General features: G+C 43.7%; 17 protein-coding genes and 1 pseudogene. 8 read left to right on the top strand and 10 right to left on the bottom strand.

Annotated elements, in window-relative coordinates:
• Positions 1-85 precede the first annotated feature (85 nt).
• Positions 86-898, bottom strand: a complete 813-nt coding sequence (locus FIS9605_RS0123010) for an inositol monophosphatase family protein (protein WP_026734702.1) — start codon at positions 896-898, stop codon at positions 86-88.
• Positions 899-1,069: 171 nt separating this feature from the next.
• On the opposite strand from FIS9605_RS0123010, the gene ureG reads away from it, so the two are divergent.
• Entirely contained in the window at positions 1,070-1,666 is a 597-nt protein-coding gene (ureG, locus tag FIS9605_RS0123005) for an urease accessory protein UreG (protein ID WP_026734701.1), read from the top strand.
• 108 nt (positions 1,667-1,774) lie between these two features.
• Here the strand turns inward: ureG and FIS9605_RS0123000 are convergent, their stop codons facing one another.
• Both FIS9605_RS0123000 and FIS9605_RS37860 read right to left on the bottom strand, forming a co-directional pair.
• Positions 1,775-2,272: a hypothetical protein gene (locus FIS9605_RS0123000; protein WP_026734700.1), complete on the bottom strand. Its 498-nt coding sequence runs from the start codon at positions 2,270-2,272 to the stop codon at positions 1,775-1,777.
• Between the two features lie 170 nt (positions 2,273-2,442).
• Positions 2,443-2,834, bottom strand: a pseudogene (locus tag FIS9605_RS37860) (peroxiredoxin-like family protein); the annotation flags it as partial.
• Between the two features lie 174 nt (positions 2,835-3,008).
• Between FIS9605_RS37860 and FIS9605_RS46155 the strand changes: the two are divergent.
• From FIS9605_RS46155 to FIS9605_RS0122975, 4 genes are all read left to right on the top strand, one after another.
• Positions 3,009-3,131 (top strand): hypothetical protein, encoded by a 123-nt coding sequence (locus FIS9605_RS46155; RefSeq protein WP_269321060.1) that lies wholly within the window; start codon positions 3,009-3,011, stop codon positions 3,129-3,131.
• Between the two features lie 299 nt (positions 3,132-3,430).
• The gene (locus tag FIS9605_RS0122985) at positions 3,431-4,312 is read left to right on the top strand and encodes a universal stress protein (RefSeq protein ID WP_026734699.1); all 882 of its coding nucleotides are present in this window, start codon (positions 3,431-3,433) and stop codon (positions 4,310-4,312) included.
• A 321-nt stretch (positions 4,313-4,633) separates the two neighbouring features.
• Complete coding sequence (locus tag FIS9605_RS0122980) at positions 4,634-9,004, top strand: PAS domain S-box protein (RefSeq protein ID WP_026734698.1); 4,371 nt, start codon at positions 4,634-4,636, stop codon at positions 9,002-9,004.
• A 1,087-nt stretch (positions 9,005-10,091) separates the two neighbouring features.
• Complete coding sequence (locus tag FIS9605_RS0122975; RefSeq protein ID WP_026734697.1) at positions 10,092-11,987, top strand: cyclase family protein; 1,896 nt, start codon at positions 10,092-10,094, stop codon at positions 11,985-11,987.
• A gap of 103 nt (positions 11,988-12,090) precedes the next feature.
• Here the strand turns inward: FIS9605_RS0122975 and FIS9605_RS0122970 are convergent, their stop codons facing one another.
• From FIS9605_RS0122970 to FIS9605_RS0122935, 7 genes are all read right to left on the bottom strand, one after another.
• A complete protein-coding gene (locus FIS9605_RS0122970; protein WP_026734696.1) occupies positions 12,091-13,002 on the bottom strand; it encodes an MvdC/MvdD family ATP grasp protein in 912 nt (303 codons plus the stop codon).
• A gap of 302 nt (positions 13,003-13,304) precedes the next feature.
• On the bottom strand, positions 13,305-15,923 hold the full coding sequence (gene clpB, locus FIS9605_RS0122965; protein ID WP_026734695.1) for an ATP-dependent chaperone ClpB: 2,619 nt from the start codon (positions 15,921-15,923) through the stop codon (positions 13,305-13,307).
• Positions 15,924-16,370: 447 nt separating this feature from the next.
• Positions 16,371-18,263: a biosynthetic-type acetolactate synthase large subunit gene (ilvB, locus tag FIS9605_RS0122960; protein ID WP_026734694.1), complete on the bottom strand. Its 1,893-nt coding sequence runs from the start codon at positions 18,261-18,263 to the stop codon at positions 16,371-16,373.
• A gap of 279 nt (positions 18,264-18,542) precedes the next feature.
• Positions 18,543-19,133 carry a hormogonium polysaccharide biosynthesis acetyltransferase HpsU gene (gene hpsU, locus FIS9605_RS0122955; protein WP_026734693.1) on the bottom strand — a complete coding sequence of 197 codons (591 nt, stop codon included), beginning with the start codon at positions 19,131-19,133 and terminating at the stop codon, positions 18,543-18,545.
• A 163-nt stretch (positions 19,134-19,296) separates the two neighbouring features.
• Positions 19,297-20,238, bottom strand: coding sequence for a glycosyltransferase family 2 protein (locus tag FIS9605_RS0122950; protein ID WP_026734692.1), 942 nt, complete (start codon positions 20,236-20,238; stop codon positions 19,297-19,299).
• Between the two features lie 126 nt (positions 20,239-20,364).
• Positions 20,365-21,306 (bottom strand): glycosyltransferase, encoded by a 942-nt coding sequence (locus tag FIS9605_RS0122945; protein ID WP_026734691.1) that lies wholly within the window; start codon positions 21,304-21,306, stop codon positions 20,365-20,367.
• Between the two features lie 430 nt (positions 21,307-21,736).
• Entirely contained in the window at positions 21,737-22,504 is a 768-nt protein-coding gene (locus FIS9605_RS0122935) for a hypothetical protein (RefSeq protein ID WP_026734690.1), read from the bottom strand.
• A 343-nt stretch (positions 22,505-22,847) separates the two neighbouring features.
• Here FIS9605_RS0122935 and cobU point away from each other — a divergent pair, with 343 nt between their 5' ends.
• The 3 genes from cobU to FIS9605_RS37850 all read left to right on the top strand — a co-directional run bounded on the left by cobU (position 22,848) and on the right by FIS9605_RS37850 (position 24,779).
• Positions 22,848-23,450, top strand: a complete 603-nt coding sequence (gene cobU / locus FIS9605_RS0122930) for a bifunctional adenosylcobinamide kinase/adenosylcobinamide-phosphate guanylyltransferase (RefSeq protein WP_026734689.1) — start codon at positions 22,848-22,850, stop codon at positions 23,448-23,450.
• A 119-nt stretch (positions 23,451-23,569) separates the two neighbouring features.
• Entirely contained in the window at positions 23,570-24,001 is a 432-nt protein-coding gene (locus FIS9605_RS0122925; protein WP_026734688.1) for a hypothetical protein, read from the top strand.
• Positions 24,002-24,497: 496 nt separating this feature from the next.
• Entirely contained in the window at positions 24,498-24,779 is a 282-nt protein-coding gene (locus tag FIS9605_RS37850; protein WP_035140002.1) for a CTB family bacteriocin, read from the top strand.
• The last annotated feature ends 169 nt before the right edge of the window (positions 24,780-24,948 follow it).

Below are 24,948 nucleotides of genomic sequence, written 5' to 3'. Positions count from 1 at the left end.
TAACGTCGACAAATGCCAAAGAAAGTCACCTCATGCTTAATTTTTCCTTCCATCCTACCTATCAGACTCTTTATCTCCCCATTTCCTACTTCCAAGCAGACAAGGGTGGAACTTGTTGCAGTTCACAACTTAGACTGTCGTGAATATAACCATTTGTTGCCAGAATCCTGCCTGACTCCAGGTTTATAGGAGTGCCATCGTATGCAGTCACTTTACCTCCGGCTTCACGTAATATAATAATGCCTGCGGCAATATCCCAAGGAGAAAGGCCTCGTTCCCAGTAGCCATCGAGACGCCCACAGGCAACGTGAGCTAAATCAACAGATGCTGCACCGCTGCGTCGTACTCCTTGGGTCAGGTGAGTGAGATGACAAAATTCTGCGTAGTTGTTGTCAGAAGTTTCACGACGGTCATAGGCAAATCCCGTTACCAGCAGACTCTTACTTAGTTCTGAAGTTTCTGAAACTTGCATAGGGCGACGGTTACGTGTTGCACCTAGGTCTTGGGCTGCACGGAATAGCTCATCGTGAAAAGGGTCATAAATAACACCTACTTGCGGAACACCGTTAATAAGCAACCCGATGGAAACAGCAAAAAATGGGTATTGATGGGCGAAGTTGGTTGTACCATCTAAAGGGTCGATTGCCCAGAGGAATTCATTTTCTTGATTTCCCAGTTTCCCAGATTCTTCTGCGAGAATGGCGTGATCGGGAAAGTGACGTTCCAAAATTTGCAACACTACTTCTTCGGAAGCTTTATCAGCAACAGTGACTAGATCGCCAGGACGTCCTTTTTCAGTAATTGCGTCTTCTACCTTGCCTAAGTAAGCTTGCAAAACTCCACCAGCAGCTAGCGCCGCTTCTGTGGCAATATCTAGAAAAATTTGTAGATTAGTCATTAGTCATTAGTCATTGGTCATTGGTCATTAGTCATTAGTCCATAGTCAATGGTCAACAGTCAACAACCAACAACCACTAACCACTAACCACTAACTACTAACCACTAACCACTAACCACCAACCACTAACTACTAACTATTAACAACCAACAACCAACAACCAACAAAATTATGAGTGCTTTTCGAGTCGGAGTCGCTGGGCCTGTGGGATCGGGAAAAACTGCTTTGGTGGATGCTTTATGTAAAGCAATGCGCGATCGCTATCATATTGCAGTGGTGACGAATGATATTTATACCCAGGAAGACGCACAGTTTTTGGTGCGTTCTCAAGCGTTAACTAGCGATCGCATTTTAGGTGTAGAGACTGGTGGTTGTCCTCACACTGCTATTCGAGAAGATGCTTCCATGAATTTAGCCGCAGTTGAACAACTAGAGGCGCGTTTTCCTGATTTAGATTTAGTCTTTTTAGAAAGTGGCGGCGATAATTTAGCTGCTACTTTTAGCCCCGAATTGGTAGATTTAACAATTTATGTTATCGATGTTGCCGCTGGTGATAAAATTCCTCGCAAAGGTGGCCCCGGCATTACTAAATCTGATTTATTGGTGATTAATAAAATTGATTTAGCTCCGTATGTGGGTGCAGATTTAAGTGTAATGGAACAAGATGCCAAAAAAATGCGCGGCGATAAACCCTTTATTTTTACCAATTTAAAAACAAAAGCAGGTCTGACAGATGTGATTGAGTTTGTGACTAAAAATATTTGCTAATTTTTTGTTAGTGGTTAGTGGTTAGTGGTTAGTTGTTGGTTGTCTCCCCATCTCCCCATCTCCCCATCTCCCCATCTCCCCATCTCCCACTCTCCCCATCTCCCACTTTCAATCCGTGCCAGACCAACTCCAAGTTGGGTTTCCCTTGTTAACACTTTTTTTGGTAATAGCAGGAGTGAAGCCGTTTACATCTCGTTTACCTGTCATATCCAAAATCAAAAATACCTTACCGCCATTGAATCTGATCCGCAAGTAAGAATGGGAATCATAAGTTTCGTTACCATATTTGACAATTCCACCAGCTGCCACACATTTACGGTAGGCTGGTTTGAGGTTTGCTACCCAGGTGACGCTAAACAAATCTGAGGTGGCGATCGCAAACGGCCCTGCAAAAGAGCTTAATTTTGCTTGACCATTCAGCGTGTATCCCCCTTCATAGTAAGGCGCGTGCTGTTCTGTCACCATAACTTTTTGAGGACAGTTTGCTTCGGGTGCATCTACAGATTTGAAAACGCCTAATTCTACCTGGGCTGCTTGGGCTGAAATTATTGGGAAAAAAGCAAAAATAGCTGTTCCTAAACAAAGTAAAATCCGCTTATTCTTCATTTTATTTTTTATATTCAGTTAATTTAGCAAACATTATTAAGTAAACGTGAGTTCGACGGAACTAAAAAACAGCAAGAGGTAGAGCAGGTAAGTGATAGGATAACCCCATCGCTACTGCCCTTAATATTCAGTTCGTTGCAGTCCCTGCTCGTTTTGTCGATGACAATGAATTACTTATCCAAAAAAGATAAGGGATTGCTCATATTTTCGGCAAAACCAAGAATACCACGATCGCGATGTTCGTAAATTAATTTACCTTGAGAATCAAATAGAAAAGTTCCTCCCCGTTGTGTCAAATAAGATGAATCTGGTACATAAATATTCCATTTGCTCAAAACTTCGGTCATGTTTCGTAGGCACACCCGTTGCTAGTTCACGCATGGCGCTGAAAGCCTTTTCCTCCAGCAGCTTTGAAAAACGAACCTTTTATTGGTGGTAAAGGTGTATCCCTCACAACTTCCTCATCAGCAATTAACTGAGGATCTTTCTTATCACCTTCATAACCTCGAAAAGCTTCCTTCAGAGTTCCAGGACTACCAATCCCAGCACACATTAGCATTAATAAGCAATCGCTTAGCTTTAAGCCAAGAAATTAGCCCTTTCACGGTGGGTAAAAATCCTCAAAAAATTTCCCGAATTTTGGGCTTTTCACCTTTGTGTCTTAGTGCCTTGGTGGTTCAAAAGTCAATTTTTTCACCACAAAGACACTAAGACACCAAGAAAAATACATTACACCTTGAAAGGGCTAGCCAAGAAATTTATTTCTTGGCGGACTGCAAAGCTGGTGCTAGATCTCAATCAAGACAGTATGGAACAGTTTGAGGCGATCGCTCAAAAAAATCCAAGCATTATCTACTAATCAGAGTCTGTTGGTGCTTTGCTCTGTGCTACGGTAAATACCAAGGTCACGGTTTTGGCAACAAATCTGCAAAACTTGAGTTGGGTAATTCATACCATTTTGGATTTAGGTTTATATGAGGTTAATTTTGCAAAATTTTAGGTCTTTTAATGATGATTAATCTCTGCTTAATCATTCTAATTCAATTATTCTCAAAGCAATTAATTAGGAATGTGAGTGAATAAATTTAGCTTTATGCTAATGATAGCTTTTGCAGTTAAAGTAGAATATTTTTATTAACTCTCTTTTACTAGTTATATATGTTTGAACGAATTTTAATTTGCACAGATTTTTCTGACAGCTTACATCGTCTAGCCAATTTTGTTTCCAGTTTTGCACTTGCAGGAATAAAGCAAATTGTTTTTCTGCACGTTGTTCCCTTGTGGGAAAAAGGCATTATTCCACAAGTCGATAGTGAGAAAATAGAACAAGCTCAAACCAGATTGATAGCAGCTGTTGGCGAAAGTCCTACCGATGTAGAAGTTAAAATAGAAGTTCAATCAGGAAAGCCTGTTGAGACAATACTTAAGGTTGCCCAAACCTATGAGTCCCAATTGATTGTACTGGGTTCTCAAAGTCGCAGCTTACTCACGGAAAAACTAGTGGGTAGTACGATGGCTGACTTATCTCGCCGAACAACGATTCCTCTACTGGTACTGCGTCCTCAATTAATCTCTGCTTATACTTGTGAGGAATTAACACTCCGTTGTCAGCACCTTTTGCGCTGTTTGCTACTTCCCTACAACGATAGTAAAGCAGCAAATTATTTGGTGCAACAGATCAAGCACCTAGCTCAACAACAGTCTGGTAGACTTCTCCAACAGTGTAGGCTTTGCTGGGTTTTAGAAAATATTGGTCGTCGAGAAATACCAAGGAAAATCCTACCACAGCAGGCTCAGCAAACCCTATCTCAGATTAAAGCTGATTTGGAAGGGGTAAATTTACAAGTGGAGACAGAAGTTCGGGAAGGCTATCCTGTCAGCCAGATTTTAGAGACGGCTGCAATGGCTGATATTAGTGCGATCGCCGTGTCTTCTGAAACGATAGGTAAACCCCAAGAATGGTTGGTTTCTAGTTTTGCGGCGGAATTATTGCGTCATAGCTGGTATCCCGTACTCTTTTTTCCACCCGAACGTGGCTAAACCTGAGAAGGTGGACAAGCTTGCTATTTAACCGATCGCCAGGGAGTAATGCTGGGAGTACGCCACAATTACCGTGATTACACTCTGGCAATTCCACAGTCAAATAAATTACAAATTTTCCAGAGAGGGCTGGCTGGAAGTGGAATAATACCGTTTCACTATAAGTCTGACACATTTGGCGACTAGGGAGACAAGGAAGATAAGGGGAAGGATTTGTATCAAGAATTTTGTGAAATGGTAAAGAGATTTCTTACTTATATTTTATTTGTTGATTTTAAGACTATTGACTCAGTAAATTTGATTAGAACAGGCAGGTCTTAAGTGTTTCCTGAAAAGCTGCAAGATGACATTGATAATAGCAGGCACGTGGAAGATACTGTATTGGTGACAGCAATCCAACAGGGCGAAGAATCACTGAGTATGCTGGCAGATACTGCTCCTGTGATGATCTGGATGGCTGGATGCGACACACTTTATAACTACTTTAATTCTGCTTGGCTGCAATTTACGGGGCGATCGCACCTGCAAGAGGTAGGCAATGGTTGGATGGAAGGAGTACATCCAGAAGATCGACAGCAGTGTCAGGATATATACTTAACAAGCTTTGAGACACGACAGCAGTTTCACAGACAATATCGGCTACGTCGTGCTGATGGCGAATATCGATGGATTTTAGATACAGCTGCACCACGATTTGCAGCAGATGGCGGCTTTGCTGGCTATATTGGCTATGTTGTAGATATTACTGAAGTAAAAGTAAAAAAAATCTCATTCATCGAGAGTGAATCCAGGCTGCGGCTAGCGTTAGATGCAGCAGAAATGGGAGTTTGGGATTGGAATTTCAGAACAGGTAAAATCAGTTGCTCTGAACAGGTAGAGCATCTTTTTGGCTGGAGATCAAATTCCTTACCTACGAACTACAAAGCTTTTCTCAAGTGCATTCACCGTAGCGATCGCTCGATTGTGACTGGGGCGATTCGGAATACTTTAGAGGAACGAACTAACTATGATGCTGATTTTCGCATTGTCTTGCAGGATAGTACTGTTCGCTGGGTGAGAGGCAAGGGAGATGTTTTACGCGATCGCAACGGGCAAGCAGTACGGATGATGGGTACACTCATAGACATCACCGAACGCAAACTAGCAGAATTAGCTTTGGAAGAAACCAAACAACAGCTAGAAAATCGTGTTGAAGAACGGACAACAGAACTAAAAAGTGCGATCGCTAGCTTGAGTGATGTCAACGTCCAGCTGCAAACAGAAATTACCCAACGCCAACAAGCAGAAGCAGAACTGCGAGCTTTGTTCGCTGCGATGAGCGATGTCATCCTTGTTTTAGATGCACAAGGATACTATCTCAAAATTGCACCGACTAATCCCATCTCATTGTACAAACCGCCAGAGGATTTGATTGGTAAGACACTGCATGATGTATTTGGGCGATCGCAAGCTGATTTCTTTCTAGACAAAATTCAGCGTGCAATTACCAACCAGGAAACTATCAATTTTGAATACTGCTTGAGTATTAACAACGCGGAAGTCTGGTTTGCTGCTAGTGTGTCACCATTGCCACAAGACACCGTTATCTGGGTAGCGCGGGATATCACTGTTCGCAAGCAAGCAGAACAAGAAAGAAATCGATTTTTTCAGATCCCACTGGAAATGCTGTGTATCACGGGATTCGATGGTTACTTCAAGCAACTCAACCCTGCTTGGGAAGAAGCCTTAGGATGGACGCAGGAAGAACTTAAAGCTTTCCCATTTATTGAATTTGTACATCCGGACGACCGAGAAGCAACCATTGCCGCAGCACAAAAACTCGCCACAGGTAATGAGGTCATCTCCTTTGAAAACCGTTACCGCTGCAAAGACGGCTCTTATAAATGGCTGTTGTGGACATCAAAAACAGTACCGGAACAGCAATTGATTTATGGTATAGCTCGTGATGTTAGCGATCGCAAACTTGCCGAACAATCCCTACGCCAAAATGAAGCCCAGTATCGCCGCTTGATCGAGACAGCAGCAGAGGGAATTTGGATACTCGATTTAGAAGGCAAGACGAGCTTTGCCAATCCCAAAATTGCTCAGATGCTTGGCTATACAGTTGAGGAAATGATCGGAATGCCTTTGTTTGCCTTTATGGATGCAGAAGGGCAAGCGATCGCAGCCGAAAATTTAGAGCGTCGGCGTCAAGGCGTTGCTGAACAGCACGATTTTAAATTCTGCCGCAAAGATGGTTCCGAGTTGTGGGCAATGATTGCCACCAATCCGATTTTTGACGATGCTGAGCAGTATCTTGGCACGCTAGGAATGCTGACAGATATTAGCGATCGCAAACGTGCTGAAGAGGCATTGCAAAAAAGTGAGGCTAGAAATCGAGCCATGCTGGATGCCATCCCCGATCTAATGTTTCGCTCTAACAGAGAAGGCGTCTATCTAGACTATATGGCGGCAAAAGACGCAGAACTAGCAGTACCTGCACATGAAATCATTGGTAAATCAGTCTGTGAATTATTGCCACCCGACTTAGCACAACAGGCAATTTCTTATACCGAACAAGCTCTGAATCAAGGCAGCATCCAAATTTTTGAATATCAACTGCCAACGAAAGGCGAATTGCGCGATTATGAAGCACGGGTAGTACCTAGCGGTGAAGATGAGGTTTTGGCAATTGTCCGTGATATTACGGAACGCAAACAAACCGAAGAAGCTTTGCAAGCACTTGTAGCTGGAACAGCTGCGGTTACAGGTGAGGAATTTTTCCCTGCACTCGTGCGTCATTTAGCAGCCGCCTTGGGAGTCCGTTATGCCTTGGTAGCGGAAAAAGTCGGTACAGAATATACCAAAGCCCAAGTTTTAGCATTCTGGGCTGGTGATAGTCTCAGAGAAAACTTTGAGTACGATCTGGCTAATACTCCTTGCGAAAATGTCGCTAAACAGGGAATGGCTTACTATCTGTTTGGAGTGCAGCAACTATTTCCTCTTGATGGGGATTTAGCAGCCATGCAGGCAGAAAGTTACTTGGGAGCGTCGTTTATCGATTCATTTGGAGTGGCGATCGGTCATATTGCCGTCTTTGATACAAAACCGATGCTAGAAGAGGAACGTGCTAAAGCAATTCTGAGTATCTTTGCTGCACGCGCCACAGCAGAACTACAACGCCAGCGCACAGAAGACGCACTGCGGCAATCAGAGCGACAATTTCGAGAACTTGCCTCCAAAGAAGCACTACTCAACCGTCTTGCCAGCCAAATTCGAGCTTCTTTAGATATCAGTACTATTATGGAGATTGCTGTCACTGAGATTCGCAATTTATTACAGATCGATTTGTGCAGTTTCACTTGGTATCGTACTGATGTGCAACCACCACACTGGGAAGTGTTTCAGGAGGCTAAAAATATTGCCATACCCAGTTTGCTGGATTTTCGACCAACTAGTGAAGAGATAGGATTAATCGCACAAAAAGTTTTCAACAAAGAAATCATCAGAGTAGATGATGTCGAAGCCGTAGCCGATCCCATCTCACGACACTTCTTTGTAAGTTTGGGTTTGACTGCCACATTGATACTGCCAATTCATACTCAATCTGGTGAAATTGGTGCTTTAAGCTGTAGTTACTTTACTGGCTCCCGACATTGGCTAGATAGTGAAGTAGAATTACTGCTGGCTGTTACCGATCAAATTGCCATAGCTATTGATCAAGCAGAACTCTACAAACAAAGTCGTATTGCTGCCCAAACTGCCCAAGAAAAAGCGCAGCAGTTAGAAGAGACTTTGCAAGAACTCCAAGCGACGCAGGCGCAATTGATCCAAAACGAAAAGATGTCAAGCTTGGGGCAGTTGGTTGCTGGTGTTGCCCATGAAATTAATAACCCGGTGAACTTTATTCATGGGAATATCACTCACGCTAGTGAATATGCCCAAGACTTGCTGCATCTAGTCGAACTTTACCAACAGCACTATCCCAATCCAGTACCAGAGATTGAAGAAGAAATAGAGGCGATCGATCTGGAGTTTCTTTGCCAAGATTTGCCTAAACTTTTGACTTCCATGAGGATAGGAACCGATCGCATTCGTCAGATTGTTCTGTCTTTACGCAACTTCTCCCGCTTGGATGAAGCCGACATGAAAGCGGTTGATATCCATGAAGGTATTGATAATACTTTACTACTGCTACAAAATCGCCTCAAAGCGAAGCCAGAACATCAGGAAATTCAGATCATTAAAGAGTACGGCGAATTGCCATTGGTAGATTGCTACGCCGGACAGCTCAATCAGGTGTTTATGAATCTGTTGGCAAATGCGATTGATGCTCTAGAAGAGTCATTTGTCAATCGTCATTTGTCATTAGTACATGACTCTCAACAAATGACTAATGACATAGACGCGCCTTCTTCGGCTTCCCGCAGGGTAGGACAAATGACCACCCCACAGATTCACATTCGCACTGAAATTCAAGACAATTTCGTGTTTATCCGTATTGCCGACAATGGTTCTGGTATGACGGAGGAAGTACGGCAAAAGCTATTTGATCCCTTCTTCACAACCAAACCCGTAGGTAAAGGTACGGGTATGGGTTTATCAATTAGCTACAAGATTATTGTTGAAAAACACATGGGCAAGCTTCAGTGTATTTCAGCACCTGGTAAAGGAGCTGAGTTTGTAGTTGCCATTCCGCTGCAACAGTCATAATCTTAAACAATACACCGAGCCATTAGCATTTCCCGCCTCATTTCCCCAGGAAAATATAAGGGATGCGATCGGCTGCAAGAATAGTGAATATTGGTAAAATAAAGCTTGTTCAACCCAAAATTCAAAATTCGAGATGACATGAGGGGTTTGTCCCCTCATATACATTGTTTAACAAAGAACATAAATTTTGACCATATCAGACTTAGATAAAAAACTTACTGGATTTTACATAGATTTAAGTATTATATTTTTCTTTTTTGAAGTTGCTAGATACGCAATTATTTTCAGGGATTTACGTAAATTTAATTAAAGCTTAGTCAAAAATTAACATATTGGCTGTTAACCTATTATTAATTCACTTTTTGCTGCAACATTTGAACCCTCCAAAATCTGTGGTTTACAGAGTTTGGGGGGATTCTTTATTAGGGGTAAGGGAGAAAGGGTAGCCCTGTCAAGGTGGGTAAAAAACGAACCATTATCTTAGTAGAGAAGACTATTTTCCTCTTTGTGTCTTTGTGTCTTAGTGTTTCGATCATTCTTTTTTCACCACCCTACTCTGCGAGAAGCCCTCCGGGTTCACCAGTCGCTCATGGGGGACTCGGGGCCCTCACGACCGACAGGGAGTGGGGATTGGGGGAGAACCCCCTTTGGAGCGCGCTGGTTCACCGCTGCGCGTCTACGGGTACTCTACCTTGAGCCGCCCACAAGGGGCGTCTACGCCAGTCCCCCCTAAAGGCAGAAGCCCTTACGGGTTCACCAGTCGCTCATGGGGGAAACCACGGCAGGTGCTCATGGGGGGAACCACGGCGCTCTATGTGCGGACGCAGGTTCCGCACCCGCGCCTCCCCAAGACCGCACTGCCTCCCCAAGACCGCGTTCCTCACCAAGACACAAAGACACCAAGAAAAATCCATTTCCAAGACTCACACCTTGACAGGGGTAGGGGTAAGCCTTCACTGGAGGCAGAGGGGAATGGCGAAAGCAGAAGGGAAGAATTATTCCTTTACCCTTTAACCTTTTCCCTTTACCCCTCTTCAAGTTGCCTTTTCCCTTTCCCCTTCTAAATTTGGTAAGCTAGCGAAAGCCTATGGATTGCGATCGCCAAGTGTTTCCGAAAGACATTTTCTCTGTTTTGGATACAGCCGAGTCATACTTGCTCAATCAAGTTGCAGGTAAAGCCAACGAGATAGACATCGACCCAGATGCCCTGCTTCAGGCTTTGCGAGGTCTTGGGAAGTTGGGTTTGCTGGCGTTACGCGTTCCGCGCCAGTGGGGTGGAAAGGAAGTTAGTGAAGAAACCTTTGCCCATTTTCAAGAACTCGTAGCCCGGTATTCCGGCGCTTTAGCATTTCTGCAAACTCAACACCAAAGTGCAGCTGGTATGCTCGTTGCTAGTAGTAATTCCTCTCTTCAGCAGGAATACTTACCTCGCATGGGGAATGGTGAAGTTTTAGTAGGTGTTGGTTTTTCCCAGTTACGGCGTGAAGGTGAACCGCTAACCGTAGCCACACCAGTATCAGGAGGATATCAACTAGATGGAGTTGTGCCTTGGGTGACTGGGTGGGGTATATTCGATGATTTTATCGTCGCCGCCACACTGCCCGATGGTCGTGCTGTTTTTGGGGTTATGCCTTTTCAAGAAACTGAACAAGAGTCAGGAGGTAGCATAACATTTACTACCCCAGCCCAATTGGCGGCGATGACGTCAACTAACACCATCACTGCTACCTTGAGTTGCTACTTCTTACCTCAAGAGCATGTAGTTTTCATTAAACCTGTTGGTTGGATTCATGAAAATGACAAAAATAACGTCCTCCGCGCCACTTTTCTAGCTACAGGCTGCGCGATCGCTGGTCTAGATATTATTGAGTCTGCCGCAAATACGAAATCACTGCCTTTTATCAGCAATGCCGTTACATCTTTTCAGCAAGAACTAGGCGAGTGTCGCACCACCATTCGCAAAGCTCAAAAAAATTCAGGTGTAAAATTAGCAGAAAAGTTACAATTACGGGCTTGGGCAATTGACCTCGCAACGCGCATAGCTCATGCAGCCATTACAGTTTCCAGCGGAGCAGCTAATTATCTGCATCATCCAGCACAGCGAATATACCGCGAAGCTTTGGTATTTACTGTCACAGGTCAAACTAGTGCTGTGATGGAGGCAACGCTGGAGAGGTTAACTCGTCCTTATCCAAATTATAAAGATAATTCTTGTGGGGTAGGCGTCTCGCCTGCCGTTAAATCAATGGTTGCGGGCAAGATGCCCACACCACAAAACCTAAAAAATATCACCTACTCCCGGGTTATCCATCTGAGTCATGTAATTGACACTGATATTCCTCGTTGGCAAGGCGATTCACCTATAGAATTTGAAACAGTAGCAAAACTAGAAAAAGATGGCTATTATCTGCGGCGCTTTTCCTTGGGAGAACATAGCGCTACCCATATTAACGCCCCGATCGGTTTTTACAATTCTGGTGTCGCAATTGACCAATATCCCGCCGAGTCGCTAGTTTTACCTGCGGTAGTAATTGATATCCGGGAACAAGTAGCAAACAATCCAGATTATGCCCTCACTGTTGCCGATATTCTGGCGTGGGAGGAGCAACACGGGGAGATTTCCACGGATAATATTGTATTGTTGTATACAGGTTGGCAAGAAAAATGGAGCGATCGCACTGCATTTATGAACCAGGATAATCAAGGAAGTATGCATTTTCCTGGATTTGGCAGCGATGCAACTCAGTTTCTACTCAATAAACGTCAAATAGCTGGAGTTGGAATTGATACTCACGGTGTAGATTGTGGGCAAGATACGACTTTTGCCACCAACCGCTTGGTTTTAGAGAAACCGCGTATTGTTCTAGAGAATCTCACTAATTTGGATCAACTACCACCCAAAGGAACTACCCTGGCGATCGGGGTTTTGAGATTGCGTGGTGGTTCTGGTTCTCCTGCTGGTGTCATGGCATTAGTACCGTAAATTCTTTTAAATAGTTTGTTATTTGTTGTTTGTTATTTGTTGTACCCTTCGGGAAGCCGAAGAAGGCGCGTCTATGGAGCAACCAACCACCAACCACCAACAACTAACAATTATCCATTAACAACTCTACTAACTTCTCAGTGATGGGAAAACCCGTTTGTTGCTCGAAGTGGAGAAACATTGGACTGGGATTTGCTTCTAGAAAAACATACTCACCCGCAGGGGTTTGACGCCAATCAATGGCTGTCCATTCTAGATACAATGCTTTGGCAATGTCTCGACACTGCTGTTGAATTTGTTGTGGCAATTCCACCGGAAGCAACTCAGCTTCTAAGTCTGTTCGGAAGTCTAAACAGTGAGTGCGAATTTCCGCAGAATAAACGAAGTTGCCAACCACATAACTGCGAATGTTAGTTCCTGGGATATACTCTTGTAGGGTAATAGGAGCAAGACTCAAAGCTAAATTTAGTCGCTTTGGTTCTAAAAGAGATTCGGTTAGGATTTGTGTGTAAGCACCGCCATAAACTGGCTTGAAAATGACTTTCTGATGAGATTTGGCAAACCTAATCACTTGTTCTGGATCGTTAGTAATTAGGGTTTGTGGAATTTTGACTCCGAGAAGCTGAACTTGATGAAGTTGCAAGGGTTTCTCTTTATGAAACTGATATGCTTCCCAAGAGTTTACCCAACGAGCTGGGCAAGCTTTGATCAATGTTCGCAACAAACTCATCGAATCATTGAATGCGATCGTTTGCTGATGTGAATCTTCTAAGGAAGGAATACTAACACTAGCGAAATTACGCCAAAAAACACTATGAATATCTTGGAATTTTAATTGACGTTGTGCGGATAACTTTAGAGAACCCATTAGAGAATTTGGTTCCCAGGATATTCGTATCTGGCTGGGAAACATGCGAGTATCTAAATAATCTACTGTCGCGCCTGCTTGCGTGAGGGCATTCTGCAAACGCACAGCATGGGCATCTGAGGAATTACCCAGGATGAGAATATTCATCTTCTTAACTTCCTACTGTTGCAGCTACTTTCATAAAAAAACGCAAAGACGCTCTTGTTCAGTCTTTGCGTAATATTATTTATTGCCGTGTAGGATGAAAACAAAAGCCTGTAATATCATGTTCGGTTGAAGACTGATCGTTAGGACTGACGCAGGGACACCGGGACGCGGAGAGATTTTAAATCCAATAAATTGTTTTGTGGTGCGGGCATCCTGCCCGCCTATGAGGACGGGCTTCTAGCCCGTCCCACAAGATTTTTCTAATGCACAAAATTAGCTGTGTCGCGCCACTACAATATCAATCAGGTCGTCAGTAATTCTGCGGGTAAGCGCTTGAAGGAAAGGCGCTCATTCTCAATATCTACAAATATGGTATCGCCATCGTTAAATTCGCCCCGCAGGATAGCTTTAGCGATTGGTGTTTCTAACTCCCGTTGAATGGCTCGCTTCAGCGGACGTGCACCAAAAACTGGATCGTATCCTACTTCAGCTAAAAAGTCAAGAGCCGCATCCGAGAGTTTGAGAGACATTTTGCGATCGCCCAATCTTTGCCGCAATCTTTCGACTTGCAACTGCACAATTTCGCGCAATTGGTCTTTTTGCAAGCTGTGGAAGATGATGAGTTCGTCAATGCGGTTGAGGAACTCCGGACGGAAGCTATTTCGCATCGCCTCCATTACTCGATGGCGCATTTCGTCATACCTGGCTTCATCTCCCGCCACATCAAGGATAAACTGCGAACCGATGTTGCTGGTCATGATAATAATCGTGTTCTTGAAATCGACCGTATGACCTTGAGCATCGGTGACACGTCCATCATCAAGAATTTGCAGCAAGATGTTGAACACTTCCGGGTGTGCTTTTTCGATTTCGTCGAAGAGAATCACCGCATAGGGACGACGGCGAATTGATTCGGTCAACTGTCCGCCTTCTTCGTAACCTACATATCCCGGAGGCGCACCAATTAAACGAGAAACGGCGTGTTTCTCCATGTACTCGGACATATCAATCCGTACTAGCGCTTCTTCGGTGTCAAACAGGTATGCAGCCAAGGCTTTCGCTAATTCGGTCTTACCTACACCCGTTGGGCCAAGGAAAATAAAGCTAGCAATGGGACGATTTGGATCTGCTAAACCAGCACGCGATCGCTGAATGGCGTCAGCAACGGCTGTAACTGCTTCTTCTTGTCCAACGACGCGGCGATGCAGTTCATCTTCCAAGTGCAGCAGTTTCTCTTTCTCAGATTCCACCAACTTGCTGATGGGAATACCCGTCCACTTGGAAATTACTTCTGCAATGTCAGACTCGGTGACTTCCTCCCGTAACAGAGATTTGCCAGTGCGTTGAGTTTGGGCTAATTCAGATTCTGCGGTTTCTAATTTGCGGTGCAAATCGGTTAATTTGCCGTATTTTAACTCCGCAGCGCGGTTGAGGTCGTAATCGCGTTCGGCTTGCTGAATTTCTAAGTTAACGCGGTCAATTTCTTCTTTGACAGACTGGATTTTAGTGATAATGTCTTTTTCAGACTGCCATTGAGCATTTAGCGCCCTTTGTTCTTCTTTGAGATCTGCAAGTTCTTTTTCTAGTTTTTCCAGACGTTCTCGAGAAGCTGCATTGCTTTCTTTTTGCAGCGATAGCTTCTCCATTTCTAATTGCAGAATCTTGCGATCGATTTCGTCGAGTTCTTCTGGTTTGGAGGTAATCTCCATTTTCAGTCTCGCCGCTGCTTCGTCTACCAAGTCAATGGCTTTGTCTGGTAAGAAGCGGTCAGAAATATATCGACTCGACAATGTCGCCGCCGCCACTAAAGCATTATCGGAAATTTTCACCCCGTGGTGCAGTTCATACCGCTCTTTCAACCCGCGCAGAATCGAGATAGTATCTTCTACACTCGGCTGGTCTACATAAACTTGCTGGAAGCGTCTTTCTAGAGCGGCATCTTTTTCAATATACTTGCGGTACTCATCTAAGGTTGTCGCACCGATACAGCGTAATTCACCCCGCGCCAACATTGGTTTGAGCAAGTTACTAGCATCCATTGCGCCTTGGGTTGCACCCGCACCAACAACGGTGTGAATTTCATCAATAAACAGAATTATATTGCCGCCGGACTCGGTAACTTCTTTTAATACTGCTTTCAGGCGTTCTTCAAATTCACCCCGGAATTTTGCCCCCGCAATCAAAGCACCCATGTCCAAAGCCATCAGTTTGCGGTCTTTAAGGGACTGGGGTACGTCGCCAGCAACGATGCGCTGGGCTAAACCTTCCACAATTGCAGTTTTACCTACACCTGGTTCCCCAATCAACACGGGGTTATTCTTGGTACGGCGAGAGAGAATTTGAATAGTACGGCGAATTTCATCATCGCGTCCGATCACCGGATCGAGTTTACCTTGACGGGCAGCTTCTGTGAGGTCACGCCCATATTTCTCCAGTGCTTGGTATTTGCCTTCTGGATTTTGGTCGGTCACTTTCTGGCTCCCTCGAACTTGTTTAATAGTATCCTTTAATTTTCTTTCGTCTAATCCAAATTCTTGGAATAAACTTTTACCAAAGCGGTCATCTTTGGCGTAAGCAAGTAATAGGTGTTCAATCGAGATGTACTCGTCACCAAACTCCTTACGATAACCTTCAGCTCGGTCTAGAAGTGAATCCAAGCTGCGTCCCAAGTATACGGAACTAATACTACCAGAAACTTTTGGCTGACGTTGAATAAATTGGTCAGTGCGATCGCGCAGTTTTTGCAGATTCACACCAGCTTTCGTCAAAATCGGCCCTGCTAGGCCTTCCTGTTCTAACAACGCCTTCATCAGGTGTTCGCTTTCGATTTGCTGATGCTGGTTTTGTTTGGCAATATCAGGAGTATGCGCGATCGCTTCCCACGCTTTTTCTGTAAATTGGTTTGGATTAGTTGGTTGCATAGGCTTTTTGAGGAACGAACTACAACACGCGCAAATATAAGTTTTGTTCTTATATGGTCATTGTAAAAAGAGGTGGGTAACTAGCTGGATCGGTCTTCACGTCTTTTTAAAGTAGTATTACCGTCTGTTTGCTGGGAGATGAACAGACGCGGTGACGCGGAGATAAACTTGAGTGATTTATTAATAATTAATATTTTATGGAGCGATCAAAACCACATCACCCACTTTAATCGTTGTTAAAGCTTCTTGGATTTTAGGCATAATATCAAGTCCGGATAATCAATTTATGTTCCTACTGCGATCGCAACTATTAGGTAATACCCCAATTACCCTTACGGGTACTCTGCGAGAAACGGACATGATATTAGTTCTTCGGCAAGCATGTAATTAACACAAAGGGTGGGTTACTGACCCACCCTACATAATTATTGACAAATTGCGATCGCTCTACAACTTAGTTCCACACTCAGGACAGAAGTTGTTATTGGGAAGATTTTTAGCTCCGCAGTTACTGCAATAAACAGGTTCGACATCAGTTTTTGGTAGCTGTTTGGGTAAGCCGATCATCTGAGCGTTGCTCTTTCCTGGGGCTACCATTGGGTAGCAGTTCTCATCTTTGGTGACGTGAGCATCGATAATTACCGGGCCATCATGAGCTAACATTTCGGCGATCGCGTCTTTAAGTTCTTCCCGGCTCTTAACCACTATGCCCTTAATACCGTAAGCTTTACAAAGCAACTCAATATCTGGCATCCCAACTTCCATATTCGAGCATGAGTAACGCTCTCCGTGGAAGGCTTGCTGCCACTGACGCACCATTCCCTGCCAGCCATTATTGACAATCACAGTCTTGACATTTATGCCATACTGTGCAAGCGTCCCAAGCTCTTGCAAACACATCTGGAAGCTAGCATCACCGCTGATACAGATAACTTCTGCATTCGGGAATGCCACTTTCGCACCCATAGCAGCAGGCAAACCAAAGCCCATCGTTCCCAAGCCACCACTAGAAATCCAGCGTCTTGGCCCTGCCTTAAGAAATTGGGCTGACCACATCTGGTGTTGACCCACATCGGTTGTATAGTAGGCGTGGGGTGCTTGGCGGCCGACTTCTGCAATCACCTCTTGTGGTGACATACTATCGGGATACTGTGGCACTACCAACGGATACTCTTCTTTCCAGCGGTTGATTAATCTCAACCACTCTTGAGTTTGGTTGGGCGTACTCTTAATACCTAGTTCTTGGCATCGACGCAAGATGTCTTGCAACACGTTCTTGACATCGCCGACGATGGGTACTTCGGGAACGCGGTTTTTACCAACTTCTGCGGGATCGATGTCGATGTGAATGACTTGAGCGCGGGAAGCGAATTCATCTAACTTACCAGTAACACGGTCATCAAATCTAGCACCAACACAAATGAGTAAGTCACAGTCGGTGACAGCAAAGTTGGCGTAGGCGGTGCCGTGCATTCCCAACATTCCCACCGAGAGAGGATGATGTTCGTCAAATGCACCCAAACCCATCAATGTTGTGGTGACGGGAATATTAAATAATTCAGCTAGTTCTTGAATTTCTGCGTAAGCATCAGAGGCGATCGCACCTCCACCCACATACAGCAAAGGACGGCGACTTTGGCGAATTAATTGAATCGCTGCGTTAATTTGCCGTGGATTTCCCTTCACAGTGGGGCGATATCCTGGTAATCTCACCGAACCTGGTTCTACAGGCACATAGTCAAATTCTTCAAAAGCTACATCCTTGGGGACATCGATTAAAACTGGCCCTGGTCGTCCCGTACTGGCAATGTGGAAGGCTTCGGCAACAATTCGCGCCATGTCTCTGGGGTCGCGCACTACGTAGGAGTGCTTGACTATCGGCAGCGTAATTCCATAAATATCAGTTTCTTGAAACGCATCCGTACCAATCATTTTCCGGGGCACTTGTCCCGTGACAATCACCATCGGGATCGAGTCCATGTAGGCGGTGGCAATACCTGTCACCAAGTTAGTGGCCCCTGGCCCAGAAGTACCAAAACATACTCCCACCTTCCCTGTAGCACGAGCATAACCATCAGCAGCATGAGCTGCGCCTTGTTCGTGCCTTACCAGGATGTGCTTAATACCACCAGTCACTTGCTCAAAATAAAGTTCATCATAAATTGGCAGAATCGCACCACCAGGATAACCAAAAATACATTCGACGCCGTGGCGTTTGAGACTGTCAAGTAACGCAAAACCACCAGATGCACGTCTGGGCGTCACGACTGGCGATAGAGAAACATTAGACTGGGTTTGATTTTCAGTTTGTGGGGCATTTATTGAGGAACGCGATCGCACAGTCAAACCTCACGTATAAGCTAAGATAACGCAAAAATTCTGTAGTTAAGTTTTCATTTTAATTTAAAACTCTCATCATTCATTGAAATTATTAGCTATTCCTGACATAAGGCAGGCATATGAAAGAAAATCCTACTCCTCTTGTCTAAGGAATTTCGCGGGGATTGGGAATAAGTAAAAATTTATGAATGCTGAATGCTGAAAATTTCATAATTCATAATTCATAATTCATAATTTTTATGCCCTTTGCCCTATTTGCTTGTAAGGTAATTCCGAATTCTAAACTGTCAATTCCGAATTGGGTTGATGCTTCTCAGTCCTGGGATACCGGGGACGACATGGTGTTCCCCAACATACTTGCCCAGAAGGTATATCGCTAAAAACACTGCTGCGCGCACCAATTACGGCATTTGCTCCAATTTTTACTCCTGCCCCAATGAAGCAATCAGCAGCTACCCATACCCCATTATTAACACAGATACTTGCTGTTTTCAATCCGAAAGCCGAGTCATACATGTCATGACTACCAGTACACAAATAACTTTTCTGTGAAATTACGCAGTGCTCACCGATATGGATGTAGTCTAAACTGTATAAAACCACATCATCCCCTATCCAACTGTAATCACCGATAGTAATTTTCCAAGGGTAGGTGAAACGAGCTGTAGGTCGAATTAGTACACCTTTACCGATCTGAGCGCCAAACCAGCGTAACAAGGCACAACGCAGACTGTTTAACGGATGAGGAGTGAGAGGAAAAGCGATCGCCTGCACAAACCACCACAGCAAAACATACCAGCCAGGACGTCCACGATCAAACCAGGATTGGTCATATTTGCGTAAATCTATAAATGGTTGGTCATTAGTCATTAGTCAAGAGTCAATAGTTAGTGGTTAGTGGTTAGTAGTTAGTGGTTAGTGGCGTAACAAGTCACGCATTCACGCATTCACGCATTCAAAAAGATTCTTAGTTTTGAATTTTGAATTTTGAATTTTGAATTATTTTCTCCCCCACTCTCCCACTCCCTCACTCCTAGCTAACTGTTTGCCTAACTTCTTGAGGAAGAGATGATTGTGTTGCTATAGGGGTAGATTTAGTATTGAGCTTACCGCCGCAGTGGCGTAACTCGTAAAGTTTCACACCTATTTGATACTCATATTGGCTGAGAAGCCGCCCATAAATATATCCAGCCCTACCATCTAAAAAACCACGCTGGATAATGTAGAACAAAATAAATCGCAAAAATGGTTTAAATGGTAGCCGCACCCAAATTTGTTTCAAAAAGCGCTTGCGTTGTACTGCATCACCAAATAGTTTCGCGCCAATAGTTCCGCTGTCGTGGTTAGCTGTGAGTAAATTGTAGTAAACACGGGCTTCCCAATTAGAATAACGATTATGTCTTTCTAACCAGTGAAACAGGTCACGAAAATCTTCATGAAGCATGTCATTTTTCAGATATCCTACTTTCCCATCTAAGATGACATGTTCGTGAACTTCGTTATCACCCGTATTGGGAATATCTTCTGTGTTGAGGTTTTCGTAGCGCCCTTTTTTATGCTTAAATAAACGTAAGTTCCAATCAGGATATTTGCCGCCGTGGCGAATCCATTTACCTAAGAAAAATACGCGACGGTTAAGGTAGTAACCATTGTATTCTGGATTTTCAATTGCTTGGGCAATTTCCTCCCACAATTCGGGGGTAATACGCTCATCGCAATCAACTATTAGAACCCACTCATTGCGAAAAGCTAAATTTTCTAAAGACCAATTTTTCTTTTTTGGCCAGCGCCCGTTGAAATGAAATTGCACGACATTTGCACCGTAATTTTTAATAATTTCGACACTTTTGTCGCTACTTTGCGAGTCTACCACAAATATTTCGTCTGCTCTTTGCACGCTCGCAAGGCAGGCTGGCAAGTTTGCTTCTTCGTTTTTTGCTGGAATTAGTACAGAAACTGGTATTTTAGAAAGCATAATGAGTTATTAATAGTTATTTGTCATTGTTGTTTGTTGTTTGTTGTTTGTTGTTTGTTGGTTGTTGGTTGTTGGTTGTTGGTTGTTTCAAGCAACCACCAACAAATAACTAATAACCAAGTATGACTATTGACTATTGACTCTTTTTGATGAAGTTAGAAGACCCGCAATAGCGGCATTCAAATAACCAATCTGACCATAGGCATATACAAATTTGTCAAATCTTTCTGCGGGATCGGCAAAATATTGTATTGCCTTATATAAACCACGTAAAAATCGTTCGCTACCGCGTCGCAATTGACCAACACCAGCTGTGCCTGCTAGTTGTTCTCGATAACACTCACTAATACCTTGCCACCAGCCTCGATTTAAAAACCAGGAACGCTTTAAGCGTTCGGGATCAACATTATGAAGCACGTGGGCGTCAGGAAGATAAGCGACTTGCCAACCCCGTTGGAGAGCAAGTTCGGTCATTTGCAGTTCTTCGTTAGATAATAGTTTTTTACCTACACGACCAAGGTGAGGATCAAAACCGCCAATTTCTTCTAGAAAACTGCGGCGGATAGAGTAATTTAAGCCTCTGGGGGTTAAACCAGGTTTGTCGATGTAAACTATGGTGTTGCCTAAGTCGTATGCGCCCAAATTAGTGGCTAATCCTCTCGATAGCCACTGTGGTGCTTGCATTCCCTCAGACCATAACAAGCTTACTTTGCCACCAGCGATCGCTAATTTCGGGTGATTTTGATAGGCAGTGTACAAAGCTTGCAGCCAACCCTCGCTCGCTACCGCATCATCATCAAGGTATGCTAATATTTCACCGCTGGCAACTTGAGCACCCGTATTGCGGGCGACAGATAGACCAACAATAGGTTCAAAAATATACTTAAGGCGGGGATTACTAGCCCTTTCTTCTACAACAGCACGGGTGCGATCGCTAGAGGCATTATCCACCACTACCACTTCAAAGCCAGCGGCAAAATTCTGCGACAGAAGGCTATCTATGGCAGAACCTAAATAGGTATCTCGATTGTGAGTACAAATGATGGCAGAGATTTGCGTGTCTGGCATAGAGAATTTAAGATTTTGGATTTTAGATTTTGGATGATGTTAGTTGTTGGTAGTTGGTTGTTGCTTGTTCCAAGCAACAAACAACAAACAACAACTACTGACAAAATCCAAAGGACACTGCTCTGGAGCTAATCTATACCAAAAAATCCTGACTCACCACCGAGTTTTTTCGGAAATCATCTTAAAATCTTCACGCAAAATAGCCGTTGCGAAATTCGCCACCCTAGAGCATCGATTCAGTATTCATGAATTATTAGTGTAGTAAGACCAGGGAGAGGGGGAAGGGGGGAGCGGGAGATAGGGAGGTGGGGAGTTGGGGAGAATATAAAACTGGACTCTCCCCATCACCCCATCCCCTTGTCCTCCTTGTCCCTTTTCAATTTGAAGATTAACTTTCTTCTGTCTCCTGCCAATCGTATAACAGCCTTCTTTACTGGCATTGAATGTGACCGTGTAAAACCACTAAAGTTTCAGCCAATTGTGTGAGACGAGTTTCTAAGTATTGCTTGCGTGCTAACAATTGGCGTAATTTTTGGTAGCGGGCGATCGCCATACTGACGCTGGCAACCTGATCGGGTGGACAGGGACGTGACCAGACTGTACCAGAAGCATCCAAACCACACAAACGGTAGCCGGCACAGGATGATTGATAAGATATTTTTTCTTGTTGAGCGCAAATTTCTTCTACATAGTCCATCAAGCGATCGACTTCTGCATGGCGTAGTGTGGCGTTTCCTGTCGGTTCTTCGCCTGTGTAAGACTCTAACCAACCATTAACAATAGGTCCTTCTAAATAAAGGTCTTGTATTTGCCGCACGATTTTTTGCAATTCTGCTTGCCAACCAGCAACGATTTCCTGTATTTCTTCCAACAGGTTCATTGCTAATGCCGGATTAGGCCCATTGCGATGACTGGTAAAGCTAGGTGTTTTGAATTTGGGGAGGCTTGGCGTTTTGCAGGCGTTCTCTTCTACCGAAAAGGTTTGCACGGTTGTTTGATGAGGCTCTAGATACTCTTCTTGTTGCTGAGTATGCTCATTCTGGGACGAGATATTATTATTAGCTGCCTGTTCTGATACACCAGTGCTGATCCGAAACGATAAAGACTGCTTGCTTGTATCTTCTGATTCAGCGGCAGCAGTACCGCGATTTCCTAAATCGTGCAGTGTAGCCTCAATACGTTTTAAACCTGCTTTCATAAGGATATCTCTAGCTTTGCTGTGACTTGTGGTATTTAATGATGCTGATTCGTCTGTTGGGATTTTTGACTTTTCCCAAAATTGCATAAAAGATGCTGAGTGTTAATTTTATCTCTTAAAAGTTAATTGGGGTCAAAAATCTCATCCTGAAAGTGAAAAATTATGGTATCTAAGTTACAACCCTAGTTAATTAAAGATACTAACTAAACTGCTTAGAGTAAAGTCACAAACAAGAAGACAAAAGACAGAAGCCAGAGTCAGGAGAAGCACCCCACAAACTCGCCGCTTCGCGTGAATTTGTGGAAACCCCGGCAGGAAGCAAAAGGCAGGAGGATAAAGTTTAATGAATAAAGTCATTTTGGTAACTGGGCCTGCACGTTCTGGTAAAAGTGAATGGGCAGAAGCTTTGGCAGTGCAGTCACAAAAAGCAGTGATTTACGTGGCGACAGCAACTTGTAACGATGCAGATCATGAGTGGCAACAACGCATTCAAAAACATCAACAACGCCGTCCTCAAAACTGGGTAACACTGGAAGTGCCTGTGGAATTATCTGCTACCCTTGCTGAAGCGAAACCAAACACCTGTATTTTGATTGATTCTTTAGGAACTTGGGTAGCTAATCTTCTCTCTCAGGAGGAAGCAATCTGGGAAAAGACTGTGCAAGAGTTATTAGAGACAGTGGAATTAGTCGCAGCCGATATGATTTTTGTTGCCGAAGAAACAGGATGGGGTGTGGTGCCAGCTTATCCTATCGGTCGTACTTTTCGCGATCGCTTGGGTGCTTTGGTGCGTCAGTTGAGTGCAATCTCTGCATTAGTCTATTTAGTTACTGGTGGTCACGTTCTTAATCTGAGTCTGCTTGGTTCCCCATTACCAAGCTGGGGAAGAGAGGGGGAGAGTGGGAGAGTGGGAGATGGGGAGATGGGGAGTAAGGGAAAGAACTAATAACAAATAACTAATGACTAATGACCAATGACTATTGACTAATGACTAATGACCATTCTTAATTATTTGTTCCAAATTGGCGAACCACAATTCAAAATCTAGGCTATAAGATTGAGAGTATGGCATCTCAAAAAGAAGTAAAACGATATCTCGCTTACTGGTTTCAGTTAGGCAAAAAGGTAATAGTTGGCAATAGTGCAGAAGCATTGTTGCCTGAATACGTCATAGTAGGCGATCGCTACAGCGATGAGTTTGAGGAATGCTGGCGAAAGATTACCTCACAAAATTCAGGCGACTGTCACTTAGAAGGTACACACGAAACTATTGCTGAACTCTTAACACCCAATTGGGAGATGTTCCCCTGTGCCCGTTGCACTATGCCAGTACCAGTGCGAAATGTAGGTATGCCAGCTGAGTTATGCCCATGCAATGATTTATCCGGCTGGCCCAATATGGAGGTACCACTGCCACGCAATCCCGTTAGCAGTCAAGGGCAACTGAAGACTATTCGCGATCGACTTCTAGAGAATGAGCATTCATCTAATGGTTGATTCTTAATTTGTTAAACGCAAATATTTTCCTAAGTTATTTTTATACTATTACTCAGGCAAATGTAAATAATCTAGAGTAGGCTGCATGGTGTTATGCTTTTTCTGGGTGGATTAGAGATAGCATAATATACCGCTACGAAAGTCTTATATTTTATTTGATTGATTAACTGAAGCATTCATAACAATTGATCGTAATCTCTATTTTGAGAGCCTGTCCAAATAAATCCAGTTTCTTGTAGAAACTGGATTTTTTATTGGTCTACGAGAATAATCCCAAGTTGATTGGATTTAAATGTATTTTTCGGAAATGACACTAGCATTATCCTGCAATTTGTGATTCTCAACCTGGCAATTAAGTTTGCACGAATTTCTAATGCTATATCTATTGGCGACCGTATATCGTAATAAACAAGCAAAGAGTTGAATCGCCAAACAAAGGGCAATCAACTAAAGCCTCAAAATTAACACCAAGATTACAACCAAGGAGTTTTCAACTATGTCTAACGAAATTTTCGCATCTGATATGTTCGTTGATGTAACCGAAGAACAACAGCAAATGGTTGCTGGTGGTGGTGGCTATGACTACGGAAAGTATTTCCCAGGATTTAAGGAAGTTGCTAAGTCTGACTTCTCTCAAGCATTCAAGAGCTTGACCTTAAAGACTGCCACATTTGCCGATGCTAAAGGTGCAGGCACAATGAAGGAATTCAGCACTGAACAAGCGAAAGTTGATGCCTCCGCTCTAGAAAAAATTCACATCTACCCCTGGCATTACTAAAAAATTAAAATTAGGCAATTAAGTTGTGCATTAATTGCCTAATCCGGATTCCAGAAAGTTTTCCTTCCTTTGATTATACAACAACTGAACGCTTTTGAACGCTCTAGTTTGGTGTGTGTGATAAGGCTTAATAATTTATGACTCTGGAATCCTCAATTTCATCCTGCAT

It is taken from the genome of Fischerella sp. PCC 9605 (assembly GCF_000517105.1).
In the GTDB taxonomy this organism is placed as follows: Bacteria; Cyanobacteriota; Cyanobacteriia; order Cyanobacteriales; family Nostocaceae; genus PCC9605.
This window is presented reverse-complemented; position numbering and strand designations above follow the sequence as displayed.